At 64.3% G+C, this 25,601-nt stretch carries 25 protein-coding genes; 13 read left to right on the top strand and 12 right to left on the bottom strand.

Annotated elements, in window-relative coordinates; genetic code table 11:
- The first annotated feature begins 2 nt into the window (after positions 1-2).
- From QQK18_RS01615 to QQK18_RS01600, 4 genes are all read left to right on the top strand, one after another.
- The gene (locus QQK18_RS01615) at positions 3-1,025 is read left to right on the top strand and encodes an ABC transporter ATP-binding protein (RefSeq protein WP_284338529.1); all 1,023 of its coding nucleotides are present in this window, start codon (positions 3-5) and stop codon (positions 1,023-1,025) included.
- Positions 1,022-1,867, top strand: a complete 846-nt coding sequence (locus QQK18_RS01610) for an ABC transporter ATP-binding protein (protein ID WP_284338528.1) — start codon at positions 1,022-1,024, stop codon at positions 1,865-1,867. Before QQK18_RS01615 ends, QQK18_RS01610 begins: the two co-directional genes overlap by 4 nt.
- A 178-nt stretch (positions 1,868-2,045) precedes the next feature.
- Positions 2,046-2,882 carry a TIGR02587 family membrane protein gene (locus QQK18_RS01605; RefSeq protein WP_284338527.1) on the top strand — a complete coding sequence of 279 codons (837 nt, stop codon included), beginning with the start codon at positions 2,046-2,048 and terminating at the stop codon, positions 2,880-2,882.
- A gap of 8 nt (positions 2,883-2,890) precedes the next feature.
- Positions 2,891-3,319, top strand: a complete 429-nt coding sequence (locus QQK18_RS01600; protein WP_284338526.1) for a hypothetical protein — start codon at positions 2,891-2,893, stop codon at positions 3,317-3,319.
- 3 nt (positions 3,320-3,322) lie between these two features.
- On the opposite strand, the gene QQK18_RS01595 is transcribed toward QQK18_RS01600, so the two are convergent.
- The 3 genes from QQK18_RS01595 to QQK18_RS01585 all read right to left on the bottom strand — a co-directional run bounded on the left by QQK18_RS01595 (position 3,323) and on the right by QQK18_RS01585 (position 5,585).
- Positions 3,323-4,084, bottom strand: coding sequence for an ABC transporter permease (locus tag QQK18_RS01595; protein WP_284338525.1), 762 nt, complete (start codon positions 4,082-4,084; stop codon positions 3,323-3,325).
- Positions 4,081-5,013, bottom strand: coding sequence for an ABC transporter ATP-binding protein (locus QQK18_RS01590; protein WP_284338524.1), 933 nt, complete (start codon positions 5,011-5,013; stop codon positions 4,081-4,083). The genes QQK18_RS01595 and QQK18_RS01590 overlap by 4 nt, the downstream gene beginning before the upstream one ends.
- 182 nt (positions 5,014-5,195) lie before the next feature.
- On the bottom strand, positions 5,196-5,585 hold the full coding sequence (locus QQK18_RS01585; protein ID WP_284338523.1) for a PRC-barrel domain-containing protein: 390 nt from the start codon (positions 5,583-5,585) through the stop codon (positions 5,196-5,198).
- 167 nt (positions 5,586-5,752) lie between these two features.
- Between QQK18_RS01585 and QQK18_RS01580 the strand changes: the two genes are divergently transcribed.
- The 3 genes from QQK18_RS01580 to QQK18_RS01570 are packed head-to-tail and all read left to right on the top strand — an operon-like array spanning position 5,753 to position 8,762.
- Positions 5,753-6,697: a Bug family tripartite tricarboxylate transporter substrate binding protein gene (locus QQK18_RS01580; RefSeq protein WP_284338522.1), complete on the top strand. Its 945-nt coding sequence runs from the start codon at positions 5,753-5,755 to the stop codon at positions 6,695-6,697.
- Positions 6,694-7,218 (top strand): tripartite tricarboxylate transporter TctB family protein, encoded by a 525-nt coding sequence (locus QQK18_RS01575; RefSeq protein ID WP_284338521.1) that lies wholly within the window; start codon positions 6,694-6,696, stop codon positions 7,216-7,218. Before QQK18_RS01580 ends, QQK18_RS01575 begins: the two co-directional genes overlap by 4 nt.
- On the top strand, positions 7,218-8,762 hold the full coding sequence (locus QQK18_RS01570; RefSeq protein WP_284338520.1) for a tripartite tricarboxylate transporter permease: 1,545 nt from the start codon (positions 7,218-7,220) through the stop codon (positions 8,760-8,762). Before QQK18_RS01575 ends, QQK18_RS01570 begins: the two co-directional genes overlap by 1 nt.
- A 205-nt stretch (positions 8,763-8,967) precedes the next feature.
- On the opposite strand, the gene QQK18_RS01565 is transcribed toward QQK18_RS01570, so the two are convergent.
- From QQK18_RS01565 to QQK18_RS01555, 3 genes are all read right to left on the bottom strand, one after another.
- The gene (locus QQK18_RS01565) at positions 8,968-9,141 is read right to left on the bottom strand and encodes a hypothetical protein (protein ID WP_284338519.1); all 174 of its coding nucleotides are present in this window, start codon (positions 9,139-9,141) and stop codon (positions 8,968-8,970) included.
- 140 nt (positions 9,142-9,281) lie between these two features.
- On the bottom strand, positions 9,282-11,768 hold the full coding sequence (locus QQK18_RS01560) for a sensor histidine kinase (RefSeq protein ID WP_284338518.1): 2,487 nt from the start codon (positions 11,766-11,768) through the stop codon (positions 9,282-9,284).
- Positions 11,758-12,432, bottom strand: coding sequence for a response regulator transcription factor (locus tag QQK18_RS01555; protein WP_284338517.1), 675 nt, complete (start codon positions 12,430-12,432; stop codon positions 11,758-11,760). The genes QQK18_RS01560 and QQK18_RS01555 overlap by 11 nt, the downstream gene beginning before the upstream one ends.
- 176 nt (positions 12,433-12,608) lie before the next feature.
- Here QQK18_RS01555 and QQK18_RS01550 point away from each other — a divergent pair, with 176 nt between their 5' ends.
- Complete coding sequence (locus tag QQK18_RS01550) at positions 12,609-13,277, top strand: hypothetical protein (protein WP_284338516.1); 669 nt, start codon at positions 12,609-12,611, stop codon at positions 13,275-13,277.
- Positions 13,278-13,287: 10 nt separating this feature from the next.
- Here the strand turns inward: QQK18_RS01550 and QQK18_RS01545 are convergent, their stop codons facing one another.
- Entirely contained in the window at positions 13,288-13,455 is a 168-nt protein-coding gene (locus QQK18_RS01545) for a hypothetical protein (RefSeq protein ID WP_284338515.1), read from the bottom strand.
- Between the two features lie 169 nt (positions 13,456-13,624).
- Here QQK18_RS01545 and uxaC point away from each other — a divergent pair, with 169 nt between their 5' ends.
- The 3 genes from uxaC (at position 13,625) to QQK18_RS01530 (ending at position 16,575) form a co-directional block, all read left to right on the top strand.
- Entirely contained in the window at positions 13,625-15,043 is a 1,419-nt protein-coding gene (gene uxaC / locus QQK18_RS01540) for a glucuronate isomerase (RefSeq protein ID WP_284338514.1), read from the top strand.
- A 92-nt stretch (positions 15,044-15,135) separates the two neighbouring features.
- Positions 15,136-15,987, top strand: a complete 852-nt coding sequence (locus tag QQK18_RS01535; RefSeq protein WP_284338513.1) for an aminoglycoside phosphotransferase family protein — start codon at positions 15,136-15,138, stop codon at positions 15,985-15,987.
- An 81-nt stretch (positions 15,988-16,068) separates the two neighbouring features.
- Positions 16,069-16,575, top strand: coding sequence for a CAP domain-containing protein (locus tag QQK18_RS01530; protein WP_284338512.1), 507 nt, complete (start codon positions 16,069-16,071; stop codon positions 16,573-16,575).
- 182 nt (positions 16,576-16,757) lie between these two features.
- Here QQK18_RS01530 and glpK read toward each other — a convergent pair whose 3' ends face one another.
- Together glpK and glpD are read right to left on the bottom strand one after the other, a co-directional pair.
- Complete coding sequence (gene glpK, locus QQK18_RS01525; RefSeq protein ID WP_284338511.1) at positions 16,758-18,248, bottom strand: glycerol kinase GlpK; 1,491 nt, start codon at positions 18,246-18,248, stop codon at positions 16,758-16,760.
- 91 nt (positions 18,249-18,339) lie between these two features.
- Entirely contained in the window at positions 18,340-19,872 is a 1,533-nt protein-coding gene (glpD, locus tag QQK18_RS01520; RefSeq protein ID WP_284338510.1) for a glycerol-3-phosphate dehydrogenase, read from the bottom strand.
- 181 nt (positions 19,873-20,053) lie between these two features.
- On the opposite strand from glpD, the gene QQK18_RS01515 reads away from it, so the two are divergent.
- Entirely contained in the window at positions 20,054-20,989 is a 936-nt protein-coding gene (locus tag QQK18_RS01515; RefSeq protein ID WP_284338509.1) for an AEC family transporter, read from the top strand.
- Positions 20,990-21,149: 160 nt separating this feature from the next.
- Positions 21,150-22,142, top strand: a complete 993-nt coding sequence (locus tag QQK18_RS01510) for an alpha/beta hydrolase (RefSeq protein ID WP_284338508.1) — start codon at positions 21,150-21,152, stop codon at positions 22,140-22,142.
- A gap of 123 nt (positions 22,143-22,265) precedes the next feature.
- Here QQK18_RS01510 and QQK18_RS01505 read toward each other — a convergent pair whose 3' ends face one another.
- Genes QQK18_RS01505 through QQK18_RS01495 form a run of 3 tightly spaced genes read right to left on the bottom strand, consistent with a single transcriptional unit; the run spans position 22,266 to position 25,438 of the window.
- Positions 22,266-23,066, bottom strand: a complete 801-nt coding sequence (locus QQK18_RS01505) for a transglutaminase family protein (protein ID WP_284338507.1) — start codon at positions 23,064-23,066, stop codon at positions 22,266-22,268.
- Positions 23,067-23,069: 3 nt separating this feature from the next.
- Positions 23,070-24,014: an alpha-E domain-containing protein gene (locus QQK18_RS01500; RefSeq protein WP_284338506.1), complete on the bottom strand. Its 945-nt coding sequence runs from the start codon at positions 24,012-24,014 to the stop codon at positions 23,070-23,072.
- Between the two features lie 2 nt (positions 24,015-24,016).
- Positions 24,017-25,438, bottom strand: a complete 1,422-nt coding sequence (locus QQK18_RS01495; RefSeq protein WP_284338505.1) for a circularly permuted type 2 ATP-grasp protein — start codon at positions 25,436-25,438, stop codon at positions 24,017-24,019.
- Positions 25,439-25,601: the final 163 nt, after the last annotated feature.

The following is a 25,601-nucleotide window of genomic DNA, read 5'->3' as shown; positions in this document are numbered from 1 at the left end:
CCATGCTCCACCTCGCCGAAAGCCAGCCGCGCACCGACACCGAGACGGTTCTCAGCGTTGAGAACCTCAAGGCTTATTACCAGATGAATTATTTCGGCGTGTCGCGCGAGGTGCGTGCCGTCGACGACGTGACGCTCGCCATCCGCCGCAACGAGATCTACGGCATCGCCGGGGAGTCCTCGAGCGGCAAGTCGACGCTGATCAAGACCATCGCCGGAGCCATCCAGCCGCCGCTGCGAGTGGTCTCGGGCTCGGTGACGTTCAACTTTGCCGGAAAGCCGCTCGACGTCTACGGCGCGCCCGAGGCCATGAAGGATGCCCGTTGGCGGCACCTTTCCTACATCATGCAGGGCTCGATGAACGTGCTGAACCCGGTGCGGCGGGTCAAGCATGCCTTCCACGACTTCGCCTTCGCGCATATGGGTCTGGCGAACACAGCATTCTGGGGGCGGGTGCGTGAGCACCTCAAGCGCCTGGGGCTCGACCCTCGCGTGCTCGACTCCTACCCGCATCAGCTTTCGGGCGGAATGCGCCAGCGCCTCACCATCGCGCTGGCGACGGTCTGCGAACCCGAATTCATCATCGCCGACGAGCCGACGACCGCTCTCGATGTTCTGGTGCAGCAGGACGTGCTGGCGCTGATCAAGGACGTGCAGCAGCGTATGGGTTCCTCGATCATCTTCGTGACCCACGACATGACGGTGCACGCCGCCATCGCCGACCGCATCGGCATCGTCTATGCCGGACGCCTGGTGGAGGAAGGGCCGACCGAGGACGTCTTTGCGAAGCCCCAACACCCCTATACGGTGCACCTCATTTCGAGCCTGCCGCGTCTCGGCGACGTCACCCGGCGCAAAGCCCTTCCCGGCAAGCCTCCTAATCTCAGTGATCCGCCGGCCGCATGCCGGTTCCACCCGCGCTGTCCGCTGGCGGTCGACAGGTGCCGGACTGAAAACCCACCGCTCGTGCCGCGCGCGAGCGGGCGTGTCGCCTGCTGGCGGGCAGGGGAGGCGGAGGTTTCATGAGCACGCTCCTCGAGCTCGCGAACGTCACCAAGACGTTCTCCGTTGGCGGCCTTTTCGATCGCAGCAAGGTCGAGGCGGTCAAGGGCGCGGGCTTTACGCTCGACGACGCCAGGCCCGAAATCTTCACCATCGTCGGGGAGTCCGGCAGCGGCAAGACCACCATCGCCCGCATGATCCTCGGCAACGAGTCGCCGACGAGCGGCACCATCCGCTTCATGGGCGAGGACGTCGCCGGCCTGCGCTCGCGCCGGCAGCGGCTGGCGTTCATGGCAAGGGTCCAGCCGATCTTCCAGAACCCCTTCGAGGCGTTCAATCCGCTGACGACCCTCGACTACTACCTCTATGCGACCGCCCGCCGTTTCCTCCAGGTGGACAAGGCCGAGGCCGACGAGGCCATGGACAGGGCTCTCGGCCATGTCGGGCTGTCGCTGGCCGAGGTGAAAGGTCGCTATTCCCATGAACTGTCGGGCGGCCAGCTCCAGCGCATTGCCGTGGCGCGCGCGCTGATCCCCGGTCCCAAGCTGATCGTTGCCGACGAGCCGGTCTCGATGGTCGATGCGTCGCTGCGGATGTCGATCGTCAACCTCTTCCGTACCCTGCGTGACGAACTGGGCGTCTCGATCATCTACATCACCCACGATCTGGCGACTGCCTACTACATCTCAGACCGCGTCATCATCATGCACAGGGGCGATATCGTCGAAGCGGGCGATGCCAAGGCCGTCCTCGATCATCCGAACCACGCCTATTCGCTCGCTCTCAAAAACGCCGTGCTTCCTCCGGACCCCGTCGCAGCTCGCAAGGCTCTGGAGATGCGTAGATCGGTATCCTCGGCGGCCTGACCATCGGATGCCGCCGCTGGCCGCCGAGCCAGTTGGAACTGCGCCGGTGCCTTGACGTTCATGCCTTCGTCACTGCACCGGTCCGGGAACCTGTCACAAATGAAGAAATCCGGCTCGACGCTCTATCTCGGTAGGCAAGCGAGGGCCGCCGTTTCGATCTCCAGCGCGAGGGCGTTCGGTGGCTGACACTGCCGAGCGCCTGCCGGCCGACGAGACGCTCCGGCCCCTGCTGATCGGCTTCGGCCGAGCATTCGGCGGCGCGCTGATCTTCTCGCTGCCCATGCTCATGACTATGGAGATGTGGCAGCTGGGCTTTACCATGTCGCGCTGGCGCCTCGTTGCGCTCTTGGCCATCAGTGTACCGCTTCTGGTCTTTCTATCGCGCTATTCCGGCTTCGAGAGCACAAGGCACTGGCGCGAGGACGTGCGCGACGTCCTGATTGCACTCGGCATCGGGGCGGTTTCGAGTACAACCGTGCTCTTTCTGCTTGCGGTGCTCGACACCAGCATGCCGCCCTCCGAGATCATCGGTAAGATCGCGCTGCAGACAGTGCCGGCCGCCCTTGGCGCGCTGCTGGGACGCAGCCAGCTCGGGCAGAACGGTCAGAGCGGTGAGCAACGCGAGACCTATGGCGGCGAACTCGCCATCATGGCGATCGGCGCGCTGTTCCTCGGACTCAACCTCGCCCCGACCGAGGAAATGTTGTTGATCTCGCTCAAGATGACCGCCTTCCACTGCCTCGTGCTTGTGCCCGTTTCGGTCATGATCATGCATGCCTTCGTCTATGCGAGCGCGTTCAAGGGCGGGAGCGAGATCGAGCCGGGCACGCCCTGGTGGAGCGCATTCCTGCGATTCACAGTGGTCGGCTACGCGGTCGCGCTCCTCGTTTCCGCCTACGTCCTCTGGACGTTCGGTCGCTTCGACGGACTCGCCTTCGAGCGCGCGTTGCGCGTCACAGTGGTGCTCGCCTTTCCGGCTGCGGTCGGTGCGGCGGCCGCGCGGCTTATTCTTTAGGAGGGGGGATGGCGACGAGTAAGACCGCCCGCAAGCCGTCCCGCTCCACGAGCCGGCGGGCCGCCAACAAGACTGCTGAGAAGGTCGAATGGATCGTCGCGGGGGTGGCAACGCTCGTCGTCGTCGTGCTCATGGGCTTCCTCGTATACGAGGCGGTGACGCGGTCTGGCGGCAGCCCGGATCTTGCGGTTTCGCACATCGAGAGCACCAGGACCCGGGCTGGGCTGGCTGTTCTCCTCGAAGTCGACAATGCCGGCCACGCGGCCGCGTCCGCAGTCGAGGTCGTCGGGCGGACAGGAGCTAATGGGCAGGAGGCACGCGTGGTCACCATCGACTATGTGCCCGCCGAGGCAAGGCGCCGGGCGACCCTCGTCTTTCCGCCGGAGACGCGGCCCGAGGACGTGCGGCTGCACGTCCTCGGCTATGCCGATCCGTGACGGCTACGCCTTGAGGCGATAGCCGGTGCGGAAGATCCATGAAACGATGCCAAGGCAGATGAGCAGGAACGCCACCGTCATGGCGAGGCTGATGCCCATGTTGACGTCCGAGATGCCGTAGAACGACCAGCGGAAGCCGCTGATGAGATAGACGACCGGATTGAAGAGCGAGATCGTCTGCCAGACCGGAGGCAGGACGTTGATCGAATAGAAGGTGCCTCCAAGGAAGGTCAAGGGCGTGATGATGAGGAGCGGCACGATCTGCAACTGCTCCATGCCTTTGGCCCAGATGCCGATGATGAAGCCGACAAGGCTGAAGGTTATGGCGGTGAGGACGAGGAAGACCAGCATCCAGATCGGATGGTCGATGCGTAGCGGCACGAAGAAGCCGGCCGTCGCCAGTACCAGTATGCCGAGGATCAGCGACTTGGTCGCCGCCGCTCCCACGTAACCGATGACGATTTCGAAGGAAGATACCGGGGCCGAAAGCAGTTCATAGATCGTGCCGAGGAATTTCGGGAAGTAAATGCCGAACGAGCCATTGGAGACGCTCTGCGTCAGCACCATCAGCATGATGAGCCCGGGCACGATGAAGGCGCCATAGGAGACGCCTTCGATCTCGGTGATGCGCGAGCCGATGGCCGCCCCGAAGACGACGAAATAGAGCGATGTGGAGATGACCGGGGAAACGATCGACTGCATGGCCGTGCGGAAGGTGCGCGCCATTTCGAAGTTGTAGATCGCCTTGACTGCCTCGAAATTCATTGGCCGTCCCTCACCAGGTTGACGAAGATATCCTCGAGCGAGGACTCACGCGTTTGCAGGTCCTTGAAGCGGATGCCGACGCGCGACAGGTCGGAGAGCAATGCGCTGATGCCGGTTCGGCCCGCCTGTGCGTCATAGGTATAGGTCAAAGCCGTGCCGTCGCCCGACAGCTCGAGCTTGTGCCCGTTGAGGTCGGTCGGGAGCGCCTCGATCGGTTCCTGTAGTTGCAGCATCAGCTGCTTGCTGCCGAGCTTGCGCATGAGCTCGTCCTTTTCCTCCACCAGCTTCAGTTCGCCGTTGTGGATGATCCCGATCCGGTCGGCCATCTCCTCGGCCTCGGCGATGTAGTGGGTGGTCAGGATTATGGTGACGCCCGAGGCGCGCAGGTCCCGCACGAGCGCCCACATCTCCTTGCGCAGTTCGACGTCGACTCCCGCCGTCGGCTCGTCGAGGAAGAGGATCCTGGGCTCGTGCGACAGCGCCTTGGCGATCATCACCCGGCGCTTCATGCCGCCGGAGAGCTCCATGATCTTGTTGTCTTTTTTGTCCCAGAGCGTCAGGTCGCGCAGGACCTTCTCGATATGATCCGGATTGGGCTTCAGCCCAAAGAGGCCGCGGCTATGGGTGACCGTCGCCCAGACTGTCTCGAAGGCGTCGGTGGTCAACTCCTGCGGCACCAGGCCGATGAGCGAGCGGGCGGCGCGATAGTCCTTGACGATGTCGTGGCCATCGACCGTGACCTGGCCTTCGGTCGGATTGACGATGCCGGTCACGATGCTGATGAGCGTCGTCTTGCCGGCCCCGTTGGGTCCGAGAAGAGCCAGGATCTCACCGCGCCTGATGTCGAGGTCTACACTCCTAAGGGCCACAAAGCCCGAAGCATAGGTCTTCGAGAGACCGGAAATGGAAATGATCGGTTGCTGTTGCACGTCGCTCCCCGATTCTTGACCGACCCTGAAGAGGTCGCGTGTTCGTGAGCGAGCATGTGAGGTTCCTCACATGCAAAGGCAATAGCAGAATGGACATTTTGCTGCCAGGAGTCCGGAAAAAAGCCGGCGCCCAAAGGCGCCGGCCAAATCTTTGGTGATGAAAAGGCTTGCAGTATCGGGGCCTAGACCCAGTAAGGCGGCACCCCGTAGTAGTCGTAGATGCCGCGGCTGCGGGTCTCGTCAAAGTCGAAGTCCTCGCCACGTGCGTAGTGTGGCGCGGCATCGAGCTGCTCCTTGGTTACATTCACCCGGTAGCCACCGAGATCGGTGTCATACTCAAGCATCGACCACGGCAGGGGATAGTGGTCGTCGCCGATCCCCATGAAACCACCGAAGCTCAGCACCGCATAAGAGACTCGGCCCGAACGCTTTTCGACCATGATGCGCTCGATCGAACCGATATGCTCGCCCTTGGGATCATAGACCTTGGTGCCTTCGACCTTGTCGGAGGCGATGAGATCGTGGGTTTCGGTCGCGTCCGGATTGCGGTCCGGCATGTCTTGATAAGCCATGTCCGTCTCCTCATGGTTAGGTAGGAAATCAACGATGGCGTGTATGCGCGAGTTCCTGGCCGCGCGTTCACAAAATCGGGCTGTTGACAGGACGCTGACAGACAAGCGCCCTAGCATTATCCTTCACGGGCGCAACGACGCCCGGCGATGTTCAAAGGGAGGATCTATTGAACAAGCTGCTTCTCGCGGCGCTGGTGACCGGCGCCCTGGCTCAAACTGCGTTCGCCCAGGATTATACCATCATGGCGCCTGCCGCCCCTGGTGGTGGCTGGGACCAGACGGCGCGCACCATGCAACAGGTGATGCAGGACGAAGGCATCGCCGCCAATGTGCAGGTGACGAATGTGCCCGGCGCCGGCGGCACCATCGGTCTCGCCCAGTTCGCCAACCAGGCCCAGGGCGATCCGAGCCAGCTGATCGTCGGCGGCTATGTGATGGTCGGCGCGATCCTGACCAACCAGTCCCCCGTGACGCTCGATAATGTCACGCCGATCGCCCGTTTGACCGGCGAATCCGAGGCGCTCGTCGTCCCGGCCAACTCGCCCATCCAGACGCTCGACGATCTCGTCGCTCAGCTCAAGGAAAATCCGGGCTCCGTTTCCTGGGCCGGCGGCTCGGCGGGTGGCACCGACCATATCCTGGCCGGCCTTGTCGCGACTGCCGTCGACGTCGATCCGACGCAGATCAACTATATCGCCTATTCGGGTGGCGGCGAGGCGCTCGCCGCGATCCTCGGCGGTCAGGTGACCGTCGGTGTTTCGGGCTATGGTGAGTTCGCCTCGCAGATCGAGGCCGGCGAGTTGCGCCTCCTTGCCCTTTCCGGCGAGAGCCGGCTCGAGGGCGTCGACGCGCCGACGCTTTCGGAAGCCGGCGTCGACGTGGTGCTGGAGAACTGGCGCATGGTCGCGGCCGCCCCGGGCATAACGCCCGAGCAGGAGGCCGAGATCAACGCCGATATCGCCGCCATGGTCGAGTCGGACGCCTGGCAGGAAGCCCTGGCCAGCCGCGGCTGGGTGAACACCTACCTTGCCGGTGAAGACTTCAAGGCGCAGCTCGCCAAGGACATCACCGCCACCGAAGGCATCCTGCGCCAGATCGGTCTGGTGCAATGACCGACGGCGGCACGAACGCCACGCGCCGCCCCGACGGGGCGGCGCTCGTCATTGCCGTCGTCCTCGCCATTCTCGCAGCGGTCATCTTCTGGCAGACATCCCAGATGCGCGTGGTCGCCGTCTATGCGCGCGTCGGCCCGACGACCTTCCCCTATATCGTGGCCACCGGTCTTGCGGTGCTCGCCGTTGCGACCGTCGTTTCGGCCCTGCGCGGCAGCTTTCCGGCGCGCGACAAGGACAACTACGGGCCGATGTTCTGGATTCTCGGCGGGCTCCTGGCGCAGATGCTCCTGCTCTTTCCCGCCGGGTTCTCGATCGCGACGGGGGTGCTCTTCGCTCTGACCGCCGCCGGCTTCGGCAGGCGCCGTTTCTGGATGACGCTGCCGGCCGGCATCGCCTTCGCCTTCGTCATCTGGCTGATCTTTGCGCGCGGACTGCAGCTCTCGCTGCCCACAGGCCCCCTTGAATCGGCTTTGGTCTCGGCTTTCGGTGCCCTCGCTGCATCCGTGGGGGCCGCGTGATGGGAACTTTCGACCTCCTCCTCCAGGGGCTGCTGGCCGCCATGGAGCCGATGAACCTTGTCTATGCTCTCATCGGCGTGACCCTCGGCACGGCGGTCGGGGTGCTGCCGGGCATCGGGCCGGCGCTGACCGTCGCGCTCCTGTTGCCTGTCACCTACCGGCTCGATCCCGCCGGATCGCTCATCATGTTCGCCGGCATCTACTATGGCGGCATGTATGGCGGCTCGACGACTTCGATCCTCCTCAACACGCCTGGCGAAAGCGCCTCGATCGTCACCGCCCTCGAGGGTAACCGGATGGCGCGCGCCGGCCGCGGCGGACCGGCACTGGCGACGGCTGCCATAGGCTCGTTCGTCGCCGGGCTGATCGCAACGCTGCTTCTTGCCTTCATCGCCCCATGGGTCGTGCGCTTCGCCCTCTCCTTCGGCCCGGCGGATTATTTTGCGCTGATGGTCCTGGCTTTCATCACCGTTTCGGCCGCCTTCGGGGATTCGGCGCTGCGGGGCCTCACTGCGCTCTTCATCGGCCTTGCGCTCGGCCTCATCGGCATCGACCTGCAGACTGGCCAGACGCGGTTGGCGTTCGGTATTCCCGATCTCTTCGACGGCATTGAAGTCACGACGCTGGCCGTTGCCCTCTTTGCCATCGGCGAGACGTTGAAGATCGCCTGTGCGCCGACGCACCTGCAGGAGCAGGTCGAGGCGGTCAAAGGCTCGGTCTGGATGACCATCGAGGACTGGAAGCGCTCGTGGGCGTCGTGGCTGCGCGGCACCTTTATCGGCTTTCCGATCGGGGCCATGCCGGCGGGTGGCGCCGACGTTGCGAGTTTCCTTTCCTATAGCGCCGAAAAGAGCTTTTCCAAGCACCCGGAAGAGTTCGGTACGGGCGCCATCGAGGGAGTCGCCGGGCCCGAGGCCGCCAATAACGCCTCCGCCGCCGGTACCTTGGTGCCGCTCCTGACGCTCGGCCTGCCGACGACAGCAACGGCAGCGATCATGCTCGCCGGTTTCCAGCAGTTCGGCCTTCAGCCGGGTCCGCTGCTCTTCGTCAACAATGCCTCGCTGGTCTGGGCGCTGATCGCGAGCCTCCTGGTCGCCAACCTGATGCTGTTGGTCCTCAACCTGCCGCTGATCGGTGTGTGGGTGCGGCTCCTGACCATCCCCAAGCCTTGGCTCTACGCGGGGATATTGAGCTTTGCCACTCTCGGCACCATCGGGGCGAACGCGGCCGTCATGCGCATCGGCGGGCTCGCTTTCTCCTTCGAGTTGCTCCTGCTTCTCGCCTTCGGCGTGCTCGGCTATCTGCTGCGCCGCTTCGGTTACCCGATCGCGCCGGTGGTTGTGGGCCTCATCCTCGGACCCATGGCCGAGCAGCAATTGCGGCGGGCCCTCGCCATCAGCCAGGGCGATCCGGCGATCCTGTTTGCTTCGCCCGTCGCCATGGTGCTTTACACGGTCGCCGCCATCGCGCTGTTGCTGCCGCTATTCCTGCGCTTGCGGGGCAGGGGGCAATTGCTGGGCCAGTTGGCAACCGACGAGGATTGAGTCGGGGGCCCGAAGCGTTTTCAGCAAAAGTGGATCCCACTTTTGCGGTTCGAAAACGCGGCAATTCAAGGAAGGCCATCCAAAGTAAAGCCCGGGTGCCGTGAGGCACCCGGGCTTTTAACCGCTCGACAAGTGTTCTGCGGGTCGCTGGCTCTGCGGTCGCGGGAGGGAAACGCAACCGGCCACCGCGCCCCGGGGGAGACCGTCAGAACTTGCCGATCGAGCGGAACTGATCTGGATCGATTCCGAGGGTTTTCAAGTGGCGCGAACTGGGCGAGCGTCCGTTCTCGACGGCGCCGGCCACGGCCGCCGCGCTGCCGACGAGGTCGAAGAAGCCGCCGACGCGGCCGATAAGCGTGGTCTTGCGGGGGGTTGTCATTGGGGTCTCCATGTATTGACCGACAGATGGGTGCTGGGGCCTCCGACCGGTAGGGCGGATAGCGCACTCCAGCCATGCATCTAGTGCGAAGATGGACGATGAGGACCGCCGGAAATGACAGCCAAGGGGACCACGACGCTTTAGGGCTTGGGCGAGGCGATCTCGAGCCAGGTTTCCAGAAAGCGCGTGCGCCGCTGCCGGTCGAGCGAGACGAGGAGGGCAGGCCCCAGCGGAATGGGTTGAATGACGCCGCGTCCGCGCGCAGCGATCGCCTCGCTGCTCCAGGGACCTTGCGTGCCCGCCATCACGGCGCCCAGCGCCGTCTCCTCGGCCGCCACGGCCTGGCCGGCGGGTGAGAGGGCAAAATCGAGGAAAGCCTTGCCGAGTTCGGCATTGGGAGCGTTGCGTGGGATGACCATGGCGCGGGTGAGGACCAGCACGTAGTCGTCGGGCACCACGATGCCGATATCGGCACCCTCCGCCTGCCGGGCGAAGGCATAGGACCCCAGCACATTGTAGCCGAGCGCCAGGCGCCCTTCGGCGACTCCGTCGAGGATCGCCGGGCTTGATCCGGACAATTGCGCCGAAACGCGCCCGAACGCATTGGCCAACCGCCAGAAATTGGAGGAGATCAACTGGTCCTGCGCGGCCAGAAGATAGCCGACACCGCTGACCGAGATGTCGTAGGTCGCTACCTTGCCGGAAAACCGCTCCGTCTGGGTTTCGAGGAGTTCGGCTAGCCGCAGATGCGTGCGTGGCACCTCGGCCTCGGCAACGAGGTCGCGATTGTAGATGATGACGGCTGGTTCAAAGGTGAAGCCGAACACTTCGTTGCGCCATCGTGCCCAGGCGGGCAGTTCGTCGAGGAATGGACTGTCATAGGCGAGCGCATGGCCGTCATTGGCGAGCTTCAACTGCAGATCCGCCGCCGAGGAGACAAGAAGATCCGGCTTTGGCGCGAGCGTGCCGTCAATGAACCGCTCGTACATCGGCAGGGTATCGGTCTCTTCGTAGACGACGGTCACGTCCGGACGCAGCGACTGGAAGGCGGCGATGAACCGGGCAAAGAGCGGCGTATCGGTAGTGCCGACGATGGTGAGTATCGGTGACGCCGTGGTTTCGGGCGGACGCGGGGCGGGATAGGTCGAGGTCGCCGCTTGCGGCGAAGGCCCAGGATTGAGGGCGAGAACGGCGCAGGCCAAAACCCCGACGGCCGCCGCGCTGCGCCTGGCTTTTCTCGTTTTGCGCCGAACCGCAACCGGCAACGCCACCTCGACGGTCAATCCTCCGCCGTCCCGATCAATGAGGGCAAGCGTGCCGCGATGCGCCTCCACGACCCGGCTGACGATGGAGAGTCCCAGTCCCGAGCCGCTCTTGCCGGCGCCGGCCGCGCCGCGCGTGAACCGCCTCACGACCAGCGGCTTCTCGCTTTCGGCAATGCCCGGCCCTCGATCAGAGACCGCTACCCGCAGCGCCTCTCCCGAGAGCGCCGCCCTGATCTCGACGGGTCCCGTCGAATAGACGAGCGCGTTGTCGACGAGATTGCGCAGCATCTCGCGCAGCGCCACCCGATCGACGCGTAGCGCTGCCGCCCCGGCCTCTGCAGGCACCTCGAGGACGAGCCGCCCCGCCGCGTCCGGGTCGAGCCGTTGCCGCACGTCCTCGATCACTGCGCTCAAGGGCAGCGGATCTGTCTCCTTGCTTTCCAGGCGATGGGAGACCGTGGCGTCCATCAAAAGCTGCGAGACCAACTGGCTCGCATGCACGGCGCCCTGGTGAATGCGCGCGACACGCCGGTGCAGCGCCTGGTGATCGGTTTCGTCCATGGCGATTTCCGCCTGGGCGCGCAGCGATGCGAGCGGGGTCCTCACTTCGTGCGCGGCTTCCGCGACCAGGCCCGAGAGCCGGTCCATGGTGTTGCCGAGCCGCGCCATGAAGGCATTCAGAGCCGAAACCAGGTGACTGACCTCGCTCGGTACCGGCACGGCTATCGGCGAGAGATCCTCGGGCGCGCGGGCGCGAAGCTCCTCTTCGAGTTGCGTCAGCGGCGCGAACATGCGTCCGATGCCGAACCAGACGAGGCCGACGGCAAGCAGCGTCAGCGCAATGACCGGCACGATGGCGTTGCCGAGGATTTCCGCCGACAGCGCCTCGCGCTCGCTCTGCGTCTCGGCGACGTGGATGGTGACCCAGTCGGCGGCGTTGGCCGCCGAGGTCAGCCGCGCCACGCTCGCCACCCGCATCAGCTCTCCGCGGTACATGATGTCGGCGAACTGGGGTTCGGTCCCCTGGACGTTTTCGAGCGCGGCTGCGAGATCGTCGTAACCCGTCACCACCCGCCCCGAGGAATCCTCGACAGCATGGAAGACCCGGTCGCGCCCCGAGAACATGGCAAAGGAAGCAACCGGCAGTTCGACGATGATGCCGCCCTCCTCGATCTGTACGGCGCCCGCGATCGTCAGCGCCGACGCGGCGAGCAGCCTGTCGAATGCCCGATCGGCCGATCGCTGTGCATAGTCGTGGATGAAGGCGATCAGCACCGCCGCCGCCCCGACCAGGAGAGCGAGGGCCAGCGCCAGGATGCGCCGACGGATCGAGAAGGTCTTGGGGTGGGTCCTAGCTGCCATTGGGGGCCCTGGCGATGTAGCCGACACCACGCACCGTCCCGATCTCGATGTCGGCACCCTCGAGTTTGCGGCGCAGCCGCGACACATGTAGCTCGAGCGCGTTGATCGAGACCGCCTCGTCGAAATTAAACAGCTGATTCATCAGCCGCTCCTTGGGCACCACCTTGTTGAGGTGGGTGACGAAGATCTCTAGGAGCCGGAACTCGCGCCGGCCGAGTTCCAGGTGCCGCCCGTCGACCGTGACGCTGAGTCCAGCCATATCCATCTCGAGATTGCCCGCCGAGATGGTGCTCGAGGTCTGTCCGCCGGTGCGGCGGATGAGGGCGCGCAGGCGCGCCTCGAGCTCCCGCAGGTCGAAAGGCTTGACGAGATAGTCGTCCGCGCCCAGATCCAAGAGGCTGACGCGGTCGTCGATCTCCGATCGGGCAGTGATGACGAGGATCGGCGCGGCAAACTTCTCCCGGCGCAGCTCGGCAAGTAGCGCGATGCCGTCGCGGTTGGGCAGCGTCAGGTCGAGCGCTACCGCATCGAACGGCTCTGCCTGAGCCGTTGCGATCACTTCGGCCCCGTCACGAACCCACTCGACCGAGTGGCCCGCACCGCGCAGCCGCCTGTCTATGGCCTCACCCAGATCCTCATGGTCCTCGACCAGCAGAATGCGCATGAACCGACTGTTTCTCCTCCACCCGTTGGTCCGGGCGTGTTCGCGCAAAAGGATAGGCGCTCGGCGCGCCCGTGTCAGTTGCCGATTGCGTGCATCATCGCGGCCGGGAACATACTGGTTCCCTTTGCAATTTCGCTCGATATCGCCTTGAATTGAACTGTAGCAAGGAGCCTTGAGTGTTTGCCCCCGATTGGATCGTGCTCGGACTGACCGCTCTGGTGCTTGCTGTTGTGGCCGCGGGCGCGGTCAGCACGCTTCTCGCCTGGCGTATGCCGATGACACCGCTCGCGCCCGCGTTGGTGGCCGGCGGAACGGGCGCCGGTCTCGTGCTGATGGTCGGGGGTGTGTTGCCGGTCCTGGTGCTGCTGGCTGGCGGAGGTCTCGCCGCTATTGCCGGCTTTTTCTACGATCGGGCGCTCGTCGGCCAATGGACCCTGGCTGCCGGCGAGGCGGCCGTCGCGGCCGCGACCCTTGCCTTGATCCCGGGGCTGATGGACCTTCACGTCGCCATGGGGGTCGAGTGGCCGGGACTGGCGCTGCCAATTGCTACCGGCATCGCCGTGGCGCTCGTCTCGCTCGGACTGCGCCGGGCTGACCGCTCCCCGGGCCTGCCGGCGGCGATCGGCGCATGCGCCGCGGCCGTTGCGGTCTTCCTTGCCGTCTGGAGCAGGATCGCAGAACCGCAGCCCGCCTGGTGGCTGGCGATCCTCGCACTCCTACTCGTCGGATTTTCAATCATTTCGCGCTCACGCGCCGCCCCATTCGGGGCTGCGGGCACCAGCTATCTGGCGCTGACCATACCGGCACTCGTCGCCGTCATCGCCGTGGCAGGCCCGGTCACCTAGAGCAATGGTTCTAGACGAGCTGACCGAGAAACACCGCCGCCACGGCGATAATGGTTGCGGCCGCGAACCCTGCGGCCGTCAGCAGAATCTGCGTCGCATGTACGTGGCCAAGGGCACGCGCCTCGCGCTTTGCGGCGAGCACGGCGTTGCGGATATCGTCGAATTCTATGTTTGCCATCGCTGCGTCCCTCCAAGAACGGACAGCCCAGGAGAGCTAGATTAGAGCGAAGCGTGATGGCAGCGTGAAACTACCTTTCCGGTCGGTTAATTTTCGTTAAAATGCCATCTATCTGCAATCTTGTATGGTAGATATTGCTCCGGGGCGGCGAACATGCCACAACGACGCCATGAGCGCTTCAGCCCCCCATCTCCACCCCGATCGCCTTTTTCCCGCTGCCGAGCCGGCCCGCGCTATTGCGCGCGAGCTTTACCAGGTCGTGCGTGACCTGCCGCTCATCTGCCCGCATGGGCACACGGACCCGGCCTGGTTTTCGCGCAACGAGCGCTTTTCCGATCCGGCGGCGCTGTTCCTCACCCCGGATCACTACGTGCTGCGCATGTTGCGCAGCCGCGGCATCGACTACGACGCCCTGGGCGTCCCGCGCCGCGACGGCGGACCGGTGGCCGACGGACGCAGCGCCTGGCGGCTGTTCGCCGCCAATTACCACCTCTTTGCGGGCACGCCCTCCAAGACCTGGATCGATCATTCGTTCCTTTGGGCCTTCGGTATCGACAAGGAATTGTCGGCGGAGACGGCCGAAGAGATCTACGACGTCATCGACGCGCGCCTCGCCGATCCGGATCTCCTGCCTCGCGCCATGCTCGACAAGGCGCAGGTGGAAGTGATTGCGACCACCGAATTTGCCCTCGACGACCTGCCGCATCACCAGGCGATGGCAGGGCAGGGACTGATCGGGAGGGTGCGCACCACCTACCGGCCGGACGACGTGACCGATCCCAGCCGCCCGGCCATCGCCGAGAACCTGCAAAAGTTCGGTGAGCTGACGGGCGAGGACACCACAAGTTGGGACGGGCTGATCAATGCCCACCGCCGCCGCCGCGAGTACTTCCGCCGGTTCGGCGCGGTCGCTACCGACCACGGCGTGCCGACGGCGATGACTGCCGACCTTTCCGCGCCGGAAAAGCAGGCGCTGCTCGACAAGGTTCTTGCGGGCCGGCATGACGCAGCCGATGCCGAGCTCTTCCGCGCTCAGATGCTGACCGAGATGGCGCTCCTTTCGGTCGAGGACGGCATGGTCATGCAGATCCATGCCGGGTCACGCCGCAACACCGATCCGCTGCTCTTTGCCGAGCGTGGACCCGACAAGGGTGCCGACATTCCCGGCCCGACCGACTATGTCGGCGGGCTTTCCGCGCTCCTGTCGCGCTGCGGCAACGAACCCAACCTTCGCCTCATCATGTTCGTCCTCGACGAGACCACCTATGCGCGCGAGCTCGCGCCCATGGCCGGCTACTGGTCTTCACTGATGATCGGCCCGCCCTGGTGGTTCCACGACAGCCCGCAGGGCATTCGCCGTTATCTCGACCAGGTGGTCGAGACCGCTGGCTTCTACAACCTCGCCGGCTTCAACGACGACACAAGGGCGCTCCTCTCGATCCCCGCCCGCCATGATGTCTGGCGGCGCGAAGTCTGCGGGTTTCTCGCCCATTGGGTCGCCGAGCACCGGCTGAGCAAGTCGGGTGCTGCCGACATCGCCCGGCACCTGTCCTACCAGGCCGCCAAGGACGCATACCGGATCGGCTGAAGCTCTTCCGCCGACATGCGGCCACGAAATTGCGCGAATCGTTGCGTCAAACGTCGCGCGATTCGGGCCGCTATGCTTTATTGGCGAACATGGTGAATCAGTCCCCCCTCGAAACGGCGCTGAGCCGCGCCATGATCCGTTGGTCGCTGACCAAATCGACCCCCGTCGCCGAGACGGCCACGAGTTGGGTGTTCCGCGTCGAGCAGAACGGGCGCAAGCCCGCGGCTCTCAAGATCCTCAAGCCTGCCAAGGCCGAGGACGAGCGGCGAGGCGGTGCGCTTCTCAACTGGTATGGCGGGGAGGGTGCCGTCACCGTCTTCGACATCGACGGCGACACCGTCTTCATGGAGTGGCTCGACGGCGTGCCGCTGGGTGATGCGGTGCGCAAGGGGCGAGATGGAGAGGCGACGATTGCTTTCGCAGGCGTGGTCGCGCAATTGCACAAGCCTCGCCCCGAGCCCGCTCCGGAGGATCTGATCCCCCTGCGGCAGCGCTTCCGCGCGCTGTTCGACACGGATGTGCGCGCCTGGCCGCACACGGCACGCGACCTCTATGCCCGCGCCAACGGCATCGCCCTCCGCCTCTTCGACCGGCCGGCAGCGCAGATCCCCCTGCATGGAGACCTTCACCACGACAACATCATCTCCTCGGACCGCGGCTGGTTGGCCATCGACCCAAAGGGGGTAATCGGCGATCCCGCCTATGACGTCGCCAATGCTTTCATCAATCCCATGGGCGCCGACAAGCTGGCGGCCGAGCCGAAGCGAATTGCCGCCCTCGCCGATGCCTTCTCGAGCCGGCTGGGCTTCAACCGCAAGCGCGTGCTCGGCTGGGCGGCGGCCCATGCCGCGCTCTCGGCGTGCTGGGACCTCGAGGATGGCAACGCGATTGTCGGTCAGCTCGCCATTCTGCCGCAGCTGCTCGCCGCCTATGATCTGGCCTGATGCCGCAGGATGCGCTTCGGGATTCCAATCTTCGACAGTCCCCGCTAATGTGACGCGCCCGATTTCTCCCGGACCAAATCCATGTCTTCACTGAACCGCCGCAGCTTCGTCGCCCTCGCTGCTGTGAGCCTGCTATCCGCCTGCGCCTCGACCATGCCGATCGTGCCGGCCGGCCCGCGCGATCCATTGGTGCTGACTGAAGACGAGATCATGACCACGGTCAATGCGGTCCGGGCTGCCAACGGGCGCGCGCCCTGGACCTACAATGCCCGCCTCGCCGAGGCGGCCAGCAACCATTGCAAGCTGATGGCGGCGAGCGACAAGCTTTCACACGAACTGGGCGGGTCCCTGCGCGAGCGGGTCACCGCCGCTGGCTATCTCGGTGCCGTGGGCGAAAACCTCGCCCGAGGACACGGCAGTCTGCAGCAGGCCATGTCCGGCTGGCTGGACTCGCCCGGCCACCGCGGAACGCTGCTTTCCGACAAGTTCATCGAGTTCGGCCTTTCGGTCGCCCGGGCGCCGAAGGGCAAACCCTATTGGGCCCTCATCGCCGGCGGCAGCTTCGATGCATGGCGGGTCTACGGGTAGAGCGTTTTCAGCAAAAGTGGACACCACTTTTTGCGGTTCGTAAACGCGACGATTCAAGGATTATCTAGCAATCAAAGGGTCGCTCGGAATTCCTCACTACTGGGTGTTGGGATTTTAGTGCCTTGTTCATTTAGAGAGAGCTTACGTTCCGATCCAATCGGAGCGTAAAATGCTCTATCGCTTCACTGTGAGAGCGTCCGCTTCACCGCGCTGTCCCAGCCCTTGAGCTTTGCCTTGCGGGTCGCTGCGTCCATGGCGGGCGTGAAGCGCCTGTCGCGCGCCCAGCGCTTGGCGAACTCCTTGGCCTTCGGCCATACCCCGACCTTCATGCCCGCCAGCCACGCCGCACCGAGAGCCGTGGTTTCGAGGATCTCCGGCCGATCGACGGGCGCATCGAGAATGTCGGCGAGGAACTGCATGGTCCAGTCCGAGGCAACCATCCCCCCGTCGACGCGCAGAACCGTGTCGTTGCCGCCTCCCTTCCAGTCCCGGCGCATGGCCTCGAACAGGTCTCGCGTCTGGTAGCAGACCGATTCCAGCGCGGCGCGCGCGATCTCGGCGGGGCCGGTGTTGCGGGTGATTCCGTAGATCGCCCCGCGCGCCTCGGCGTCCCACCAGGGCGCGCCGAGCCCGACGAAGGCGGGCACCATATAGACGTTCTGGCCGGGATCGGCGCTGTGCGCCAGGGGGCCCGTCTCGCTCGCGTGCTTGACGAGCTTCAGTCCATCGCGGATCCATTGCACGGCGGCGCCGGCAACGAAGATCGACCCCTCGAGCGCGTAGGTCGTCTTGCCGTCGAGCCGGTAGGCGATGGTGGTCAGCAGCCGGTTCTTCGAGCGCACCAGCTGCGTGCCGGTGTTGAGCACGGCAAAGCACCCGGTGCCGTAAGTGGATTTGAGCATGCCGGGCGCAAAGCACGCCTGGCCGATGGTCGCCGCGTGCTGGTCGCCGGCTACTCCCCTGATGGGGATGGCCGCGCCGAAGAGCGCCGGATCGGTCTCTCCGAAATCGTCGGCACAGTCTTTGACCACCGGCAGCAGCGCCGCCGGAACGTCGAGAAGCCTCATCAACTCCTCGTCCCACTGGTTGGTCTCGATATTGTAGATGAGGGTGCGAGCCGCGTTGGTGGCATCAGTCGCATGCAGCCTTCCGCCCGTCAGCCGCCAGATGAGAAAGGTGTCGATGGTGCCGAAGGCAAGTTCGCCGGCCTTGGCGCGCTTGCGCGCGCCTTTGACCTTGTCGAGCAGCCACTTGATCTTGGTGCCCGAAAAATAGGGGTCGAGTAGCAGGCCGGTCTTGCGTGTGAAGACCTTCTCCCTGCCGGCCTTGCGCAGGGCTGCGCAGATCGGGGCCGTCCGACGGTCCTGCCAGACGATGGCGTTATGGATGGGCTTCCCGGTGGCCCGGTCCCAGATGACGACCGTCTCGCGCTGATTGGTGATGCCGATCGCCGCAATCTCGGACGCGGCAATCCCCGCATCCTTCAGCGCCGCCTTGACCGTGGCGAGGACGCTTTGCCAGATCTCTTCCGGGTCGTGCTCGACCCATCCGTCCTGCGGAAAATGCTGGGTGAACTCCTGCTGGCCGACACCCCTGATCTTCTGGTTCTCGTCGAAGACGATCGCCCGGCTCGATGTCGTGCCCTGGTCGATGGCCAGCACGTATCCGCTCATGCAAGTTCCTCCCCTAGCACTCTTTTATCCTTCATAGGCTCGCGTATTGTCACGCGCGAATACGGCCGTCTGCCTCATGCGGCACAGATGTCTATTGGGCTTTCGCCGCCACGAGATGCGCAGACGTTGCGACCTTGCCGGCGACATACGCCTCGAGCCGTGCCGCTTCCTCCCGGCTCACCCGCAGTCCGAGCTTGGTGCGGCGCCAGAGGATATCCTCGGCGGTCAGCGCCCACTCGTTGTCAACAAGGTGGTCGACCTCGCGGGCGTAGAGGTCGGCGCCGAAATGGGCGCCGAGAGCCTCGAGCGACGGGCTGTCCGTGAGGATTGCGCGTGCCTTGGTCCCGTAGAGCCGCATCAAGCGGCGGATGAAATCCGGGGCAAAGCCGGGATAATCCTTGTGCAGCCGGCGCGCTTCGGCCTCGAACGACAGTGGCTCGAACTCCCCACCGGGCAATTTGCTGCCGGCGGTCCACTTATCGCCGCGCTTGCCGAGGACGCTTTCGATCCTGTCGAGCACGGAGTCGGCAAGCCTGCGATAGGTGGTGAGCTTGCCTCCGAACACGTTGACGAGCGCTCCCGTCTGCCTGTCGCCGTCGAGCTTCAACACATAGTCGCGGGTCGCTTCCTGCGCGGCGCTCGCCCCGTCGTCAAAGAGCGGGCGCACGCCTGAATAGGTCCAGGCGATCGCCTCGCGCGTCACCGGCTCGGCAAAATACTCGCTGGCCGCCGCCAGCAGGTAGTCGATCTCTGCATCGCTGATCGCCACGTCCTCAGGGTCGGCACGGTAGTCCTCGTCGGTGGTGCCGATGAGCGTATAGTCGTTCTCGTAAGGAATGGCGAAGATGATGCGTCCGTCCGCGTTCTGGAAGATGTAGCAGCGATCGTGCTCGAAGAGCTTCCTGACGACGATGTGGCTGCCCTTGACGAGGCGCACATTGTGCGCCGCGCTCTGCCCCAGGGTATCGCGCAGCACCTCGTCCACCCAAGGGCCAGAGGCGTTGACGAGGAGGGTTGCGCGCACCGTCTGACGGCCGGAATCGTTCTCGACGTCGACTGTCCAGCCGCCGTTCTCCCGCCGGGCTGAAACGACCTTGGTCCTAACCTTTATGATCGCGCCGCGGTCGGCTGCATCGCGCGCGTTGAGGACGACGAGGCGCGCGTCATCCACCCAGCAGTCGGAATATTCGAACCCGGTCCTGTAGCCGGCTTTGAGCGGCCTTCCGGCCTCATGGGTCCTGAGGTCGAGCGTCTTGGTCGGCGGCAGCAGGCGCCTTCCGCCCATGTAGTCGTACATGGCCAGGCCCGTACGCAGCACGAAGGCCGGCCGCAGGCCCTTGTGGTGCGGCAGGACGAACCGCAGCGGCTTGATGATGTGCGGGGCCATGGCCCACAGAACCTCGCGCTCGGCAAGCGCCTCGTGCACCAGACGGAATTCGTAGTGTTCGAGATAGCGCAGGCCGCCGTGGACGAGCTTGGTTGCAGCCGACGAGGTGCCTGAGGCAAGGTCGTTCATCTCGGCCAGCATCACCGAGTATCCGCGTCCCACGGCATCGCGGGCGACGCCCGCGCCGTTCACCCCACCGCCGATAATGAAGATATCGACCGTTTCCGCTTCGGCCATGCCGTAGTCCTTCACGGTTTCGCTTGTGCGCGGTTGCCTTTCGTTTTGTCCTTAACGGCTTTCGCATTTGGGTGCAATTACCAAGCTGACTGGGGGCGGACCCAATGCAGGTCGCCGCCATTGACGCGCACGCACTGTCGGGGCTAGGCGAGGGGGCTGCCATACAAGTTTCGGACGTCCCATGCTCGCCATCGTCAACGTTATCGCCCCGATCTTCGCGCTGATCGGGCTGGGCTACGGCGCGGTTCGCTTCAAGCTGTTTCCGGCGGCGGGCATCGACAGTCTCATTGCCTTCGTCAACAATTTCGCGACGCCCTGCCTGCTCTTCTATTCGATATTGACGAGCGACTTCCGCGCAGCCTTCAACCTGGCCATCATCGGGCCCTACTACTTCGGCGCGTTGATTTGCTTTGCCCTCGGCATTTTCGTCGGCATCCGCATCTACGGGAACACCAAGGGCGAAGGTGTCTCTTCCGGCTTTTCGGCCATGTTCACCAACACGGTCCTCGTCGGCCTGCCCATCATGGCCCGTGCGTACGGCGATCCGGCCATGCCTACGGTCTTTTCCATTATCGGCATCCACGGGGCCATTCTCATCACCACGGGCATGCTCACCATGGAGCTGATGCGCCGTGACGGCCGGCCGCTGGGCAAGGCACTGCTTCTTGCCGCGCGCCGCATCGCCCTCAATCCGCTGCTCTGGGGTATTGCGCTTGGTCTTGTCGCCAACCTTCTCGGGGTGTCCCTCGTTGAACCGGTCGAGGCGTTTCTCACCATGATGGCGCAGGCGGTGGTGCCTGCCGCCCTTTTCGGAATCGGTGGGGCACTCAATGAGTACAAGCTCTCCGACAACTGGTCGCAAGCACTGGTTCTGTCGCTGATGAAACTCCTGCTGCATCCGGCCATCTGCTACGTGCTGATGGTCCTCGTGTTGGGCGTGCCGCTCGAGACCGCTCGCTACGGAATACTGCTCTCGGCCATGCCCGCCGGCATCAATTCCTATGTCTTTGCCACCTACTACAATCGCGGGGTAAGCGTTGCCGCCAACACCATCCTCATCGGCACGGTCGGCTCGGCGCTGACTATCTCCATGTGGCTGTTCCTGTTGAGCCTCTAGCAGGCCCACTGCGAGATAATCCTCTTGAGGGGACGTCGCATCAATGCGCCCGGCATTTTTTGCACCGGGTTCACCCTCTGCCGGCTTCGGGTGGTCAGGCAAAGCCGAAGCAGACTAGAGTTCGCCCATACCTAACGGGGCGAATCGGATGGTCAGGCGCGTGCTTTTCTGGATTCTAGGCATCATTGTCGTCCTGGCGCTTGTCATTTTCCTCGCCTTCCAGCTCTCGCCCTGGCCGTCGGTGGCCATCATCCAGCAGGTGTTCTCACGGGGAGACCAGGCCTCCGAGGCGGCCCTCGAAAAATACGTACCCGATAATATCATTACACGTCAGGACCTGACCTATGGCGAAGGCCGTGACGAGATCTTCGACGTCAACTATCCCGAGGGGACGCAAGGTCCTCTGCCGACCATCGTCTGGGTCCATGGCGGCGGATGGGTCGCCGGCAGCAAGCAGGGCGTGGCTAACTATCTGAAGATCCTCACCGGTCATGGCTATACGACCATAGGCCTCGAATATGCGCACGGCTTCGGCGTCACCTATCCCGGACCGGTCGAGCAGGTGAACGCGGCGCTTGGCTATCTCGTTGCCAACGCGGCCGAATACAACATCGACCCGCAGACGATCATCCTGGCCGGAGACTCGGCCGGCGCGCAGATCGCCGCGCAGATCGCCCTCCTGACCACCGACCCCGCCTATGCGTCGGAGATCGGCATCGCCCCGACCCTCAGCGCCGAACAGCTCAACGCGGTCATTCTCGTCTCGGGCGCTTATGACATTGCCAATGTGGCTCTCGGCGGCGAGTATGGCGGGTTCGTCAAGACCGTGCTCTGGGCCTATTCCGGCACGAAGAATTTCATGAGCGACGCCCGCTTCAAGCTCGCCTCCATCACCGAGCACGTCACCGACGCATTCCCGCCCGCCTTCGTCTCGAGCGGCAACGGCGATCCGCTGGCGCCGCAGGCCAAGGCTCTCGTCGAGCGGCTCGAGGCGCTGGGTGTCGAGACGGACAGCCTCTTCTTTCCCACCGACTACAGTCCGACGCTCCCGCACGAATACCAGTTCAATCTCGATATCGAGGCGGGCCGTCAGGCGCTCGAGCGTATCCTCGCCTTCACCGGCGCACGGACCAGCAGCCGGATCGCCGACTAGAGCGGGATGCGAAAAAAGCCTGTCCCGGACTTGATCCGGGATGGGTACCGGCTTTTCGCGAAACACCCCGCGATAATAGAAAGTTGGAGCGTGCGATTTGATTCTATCAAATCGCATCTCGCTCTAAGCGGCTTCGACGCTCACGGCTATGGTCTTGACCCCATTCCCGTCAGGCACCGCCCGCACCGGCGTCGTCGAAAGCGCATCGAGCCCGACACAAAGACGCACGTGCTGCTCGGACGGGCAGATCTGGAGGTATGGATCGAAGCCGATCCAGCCGAGGCCGGGATCGTAAGCCTCGGCCCAGCCGTGCAGCCCGGGCGGCTCCCCGTCGCCAAGGAGATATCCGCTGACATAGCGCGCCGGGATGTCGAGGGCCCGCGCAGCGCCGATGAAACCGTGGGCGAGAAGCGCGGCATCGGCCTTGCGTGCCTCGCCCACGGTCTGCGTCTGGCTTTGTCCGTCCTGGCTCTGGAGTTGTCCGGCCTGCATCTCCTCTCCGCCGAGCACTTCGCCGACCCGCGCCATCAGGGCGTGCAGCAGGCCGATGCGATCGTCCTTCATGCCGCGGAACTTGCCGTAGAGGGTGACCGGCACCTTGGTCAGCGTCGTTGCCCGCAGATAAAGGCCCGGCACCGGTTCGCCGGTCGGCTTGCCAAGGACGCCGTTTCTGTCGGAGGTCTCGACGACTCCCGTGGCGGTGATGCCAACAGGGCCTTCCGGGCGCATCTGGTTGACGAAGTGCACGGTGTTTCCGAAGGCGTCAGCATAGCGGGCGGCATTGCCGATACCGGTCGTCTCGACGCTCCAGCGCTCGACTTTCTGCGTGGCCCCGCTCCTCGGCGTCATGAGGAGTTGAAAGACCATGTTGCCGGTTTCGGGCGGCGGGGTGATCGAGAGCTGGTGATGGATGGCGATACGCATGGGTCAGTAGAAGTTGTAGCTCTCGGACAGGCACTCGGTCACGCGATTGTTGCGCGCGACGAACTCCGTCAGGAACTCGTGCAGCCCCTTGCCGAAGACCTCGTCCATGGTGGTGTTCTCGACCATGGCGCAAAGATCGGCCACCACGTCGTGGCAATCGAGGCGCTTGCCGTAGATATCGGCGAGAGACTCGAGCGTCTGGTTGAGCATGCGAGCGCAAAAGACGAGCGAGCGCGGCATCTCGGGTCGCAGGATCAGGAAGTCGGCGATGTTCCGCGCCTTGTAGCGGTCATGATAGACGTGCCGGTAGCTGCGGTGCGCAGAAGCGGCCCGCAGGATCAGCGTCCACTGCTGGATATCGAGGTCTCCTCCGACGAGATCGGCGCGCGGCAGCAGCACGAAGTACTTCATGTCGAGGATGCGCGCCGTGTTGTCCGCCCGCTCGACGAAGTTGCCCGCCTGGGAAAAGGCGTAGCCGTCGTTGCGCAGGATCGTGCCGAGCAGGGCTCCGCGGAACTCGTGGCTGCGCTGGCGCACCCATTGCAGCAGTCCCAGGAGCTTTGCCCCGCGCACGTCGCGCGGCTTGATCTGGGAGAATTCGAGCCAGGCGGCATTGAGGCTTTGCCACATGTCGATGGTGATGGCGGTTCTGACCGACCTGGCATTGGTGCGCGCCGCCATCAGGCAGGATTTGACCGAAGAGGGGTTTCCCTCGTCAAAGACCATGAAATGGGCGACGGTGTCGACATCGGCGATGCGCCCCGTCGCCTCGAAGGCCTCGTCGACCTCGGCGGCCTGCATCATGGAGATGAGATGCTCGGCCTCTCCGCCTTCGCGGCGGGAGGTGAGACTCATCTTGTAGCCAACCTCGAGGAGCCGGGCCATGTTCTCGGCCCGTTCGACGTAGCGGGAGAGCCAGAAGAGGTTCTGTGCGGTGCGTCCCAACATTCTCAATCTTCCAGCACCCAGGTGTCCTTGGTCCCGCCGCCCTGGCTGGAATTGACCACCAGCGAACCTTTGGTCAGCGCGACGCGCGTGAGGCCTCCCGGCGTGATGCGGACCTTGTCGCCAACGAGCACGTAGGGTCGTAAATCCACATGCCGCGGGGCGATGCCGCTGTTGACGTAAGTCGGGCAGGTGGAAAGGGCGAGGGTCGGCTGGACGATGTAGTTGTCGGGTCGGGCCTCGATCTTCTTCTTGAATTCGGCCTGCTGCGCCTTGGTCGAGGTCGGACCGACGAGCATGCCGTAGCCGCCCGAGCCGTGCACTTCCTTGACCACCAGTTCACCGATGTGCTCGAGCACATAGGCGCGCTGGTCCTCGTCGGTGCAGTTGTAGGTCGGCACGTTGGAAAGGATCGACTTCTCCCCGAGATAGAACTCGATGATCTGCGGCACGTAGGTATAGACCGCCTTGTCGTCGGCGATACCCGTGCCCGGTGCATTGACCAGGGTGACGTTCCCCGCGCGATAGGCATTGAAGAGCCCCGGCACGCCCAGCATCGAATCCGGTCGGAAGGTCAGGGGATCGAGGAAGTCGTCGTCGATCCGGCGGTAGATGACGTCGACACGTTCGGGGCCGGTCGTTGTTCGCATGTAGACCTTGCCGCCGTCGACGAAGAGGTCCTGACCTTCGCAGAGCTGGGCTCCCATCTGGTCGGCAAGGAACGAGTGCTCGAAATAGGCCGAGTTGTGGATACCGGGCGTCAGCACCACGATGGTCGGCGTGCCCGCTACATTGGCGGGAGCGACGCTTTCGAGCGTGCGCCGCAGGTTCTCGGGATAGGTTTCGACCGGCGCCACCTTGATGCGCTGGAAGAGGTCCGGGGCGAGCTGCATCATCGCCTCCCGATCCTCGAGCATATAGGAGACGCCCGACGGGGTCCGAAGATTATCCTCGAGCACATAGAACTCGTCCGGCCCGACCCTGACGATATCAACCCCTATGATGTGCGAATAGACGCCCTTGGCGGGATCGACCCCCATCATGTCCGGGCAGAAGGCCGCGTTGTTGACGATGAGCTTTTCCGGGATGCGGCCAGCCTTCAGGATCTCCTGGCGGTGGTAGACATCGTAGAGAAAGGCGTTGAGTGCCCTGACCCGCTGTTCGATGCCCTTTGAGAGCCGCCGCCACTCGGTCGCCGAGATAATCCGGGGGATGACGTCGAACGGGATGAGCTTTTCGGTCCCCTCGTCCGAGCCATAAACGGCAAAGGTGATGCCCAATCGACGGAAGATCCCCTCCGCGTCCGCCTGCATGAGGCTCAGAGCCTTCTCAGGCTGCTCATCGATCCATTGGGCCAAGGCCCGATAGGGTTCACGGACTGTCCCGTCCGCATCGTACATTTCATCAAACGGCGCTGTGTCGCCCATTCCGCTCCGATTGTTGCGGCCATCCCATCGCGTTCTCATTGCTACACATTTGTTTGACGCCGTCCAGCCGGTCGCTGCACATCCCTTAACGCTGTTTTTGCTCGTGCAAAGGTCGACTTGAATGGAAGCTGGCGCTATCACCTAAAGCGCTCAGCCCACTCCA

This window comes from Devosia nitrariae, from assembly GCF_030160115.1.
Taxonomy (GTDB): Bacteria; Pseudomonadota; Alphaproteobacteria; order Rhizobiales; family Devosiaceae; genus Devosia; species Devosia nitrariae.
Note: the sequence above shows the minus strand (reverse complement) of the source record. Positions and strands in the feature narration are given on the sequence as shown.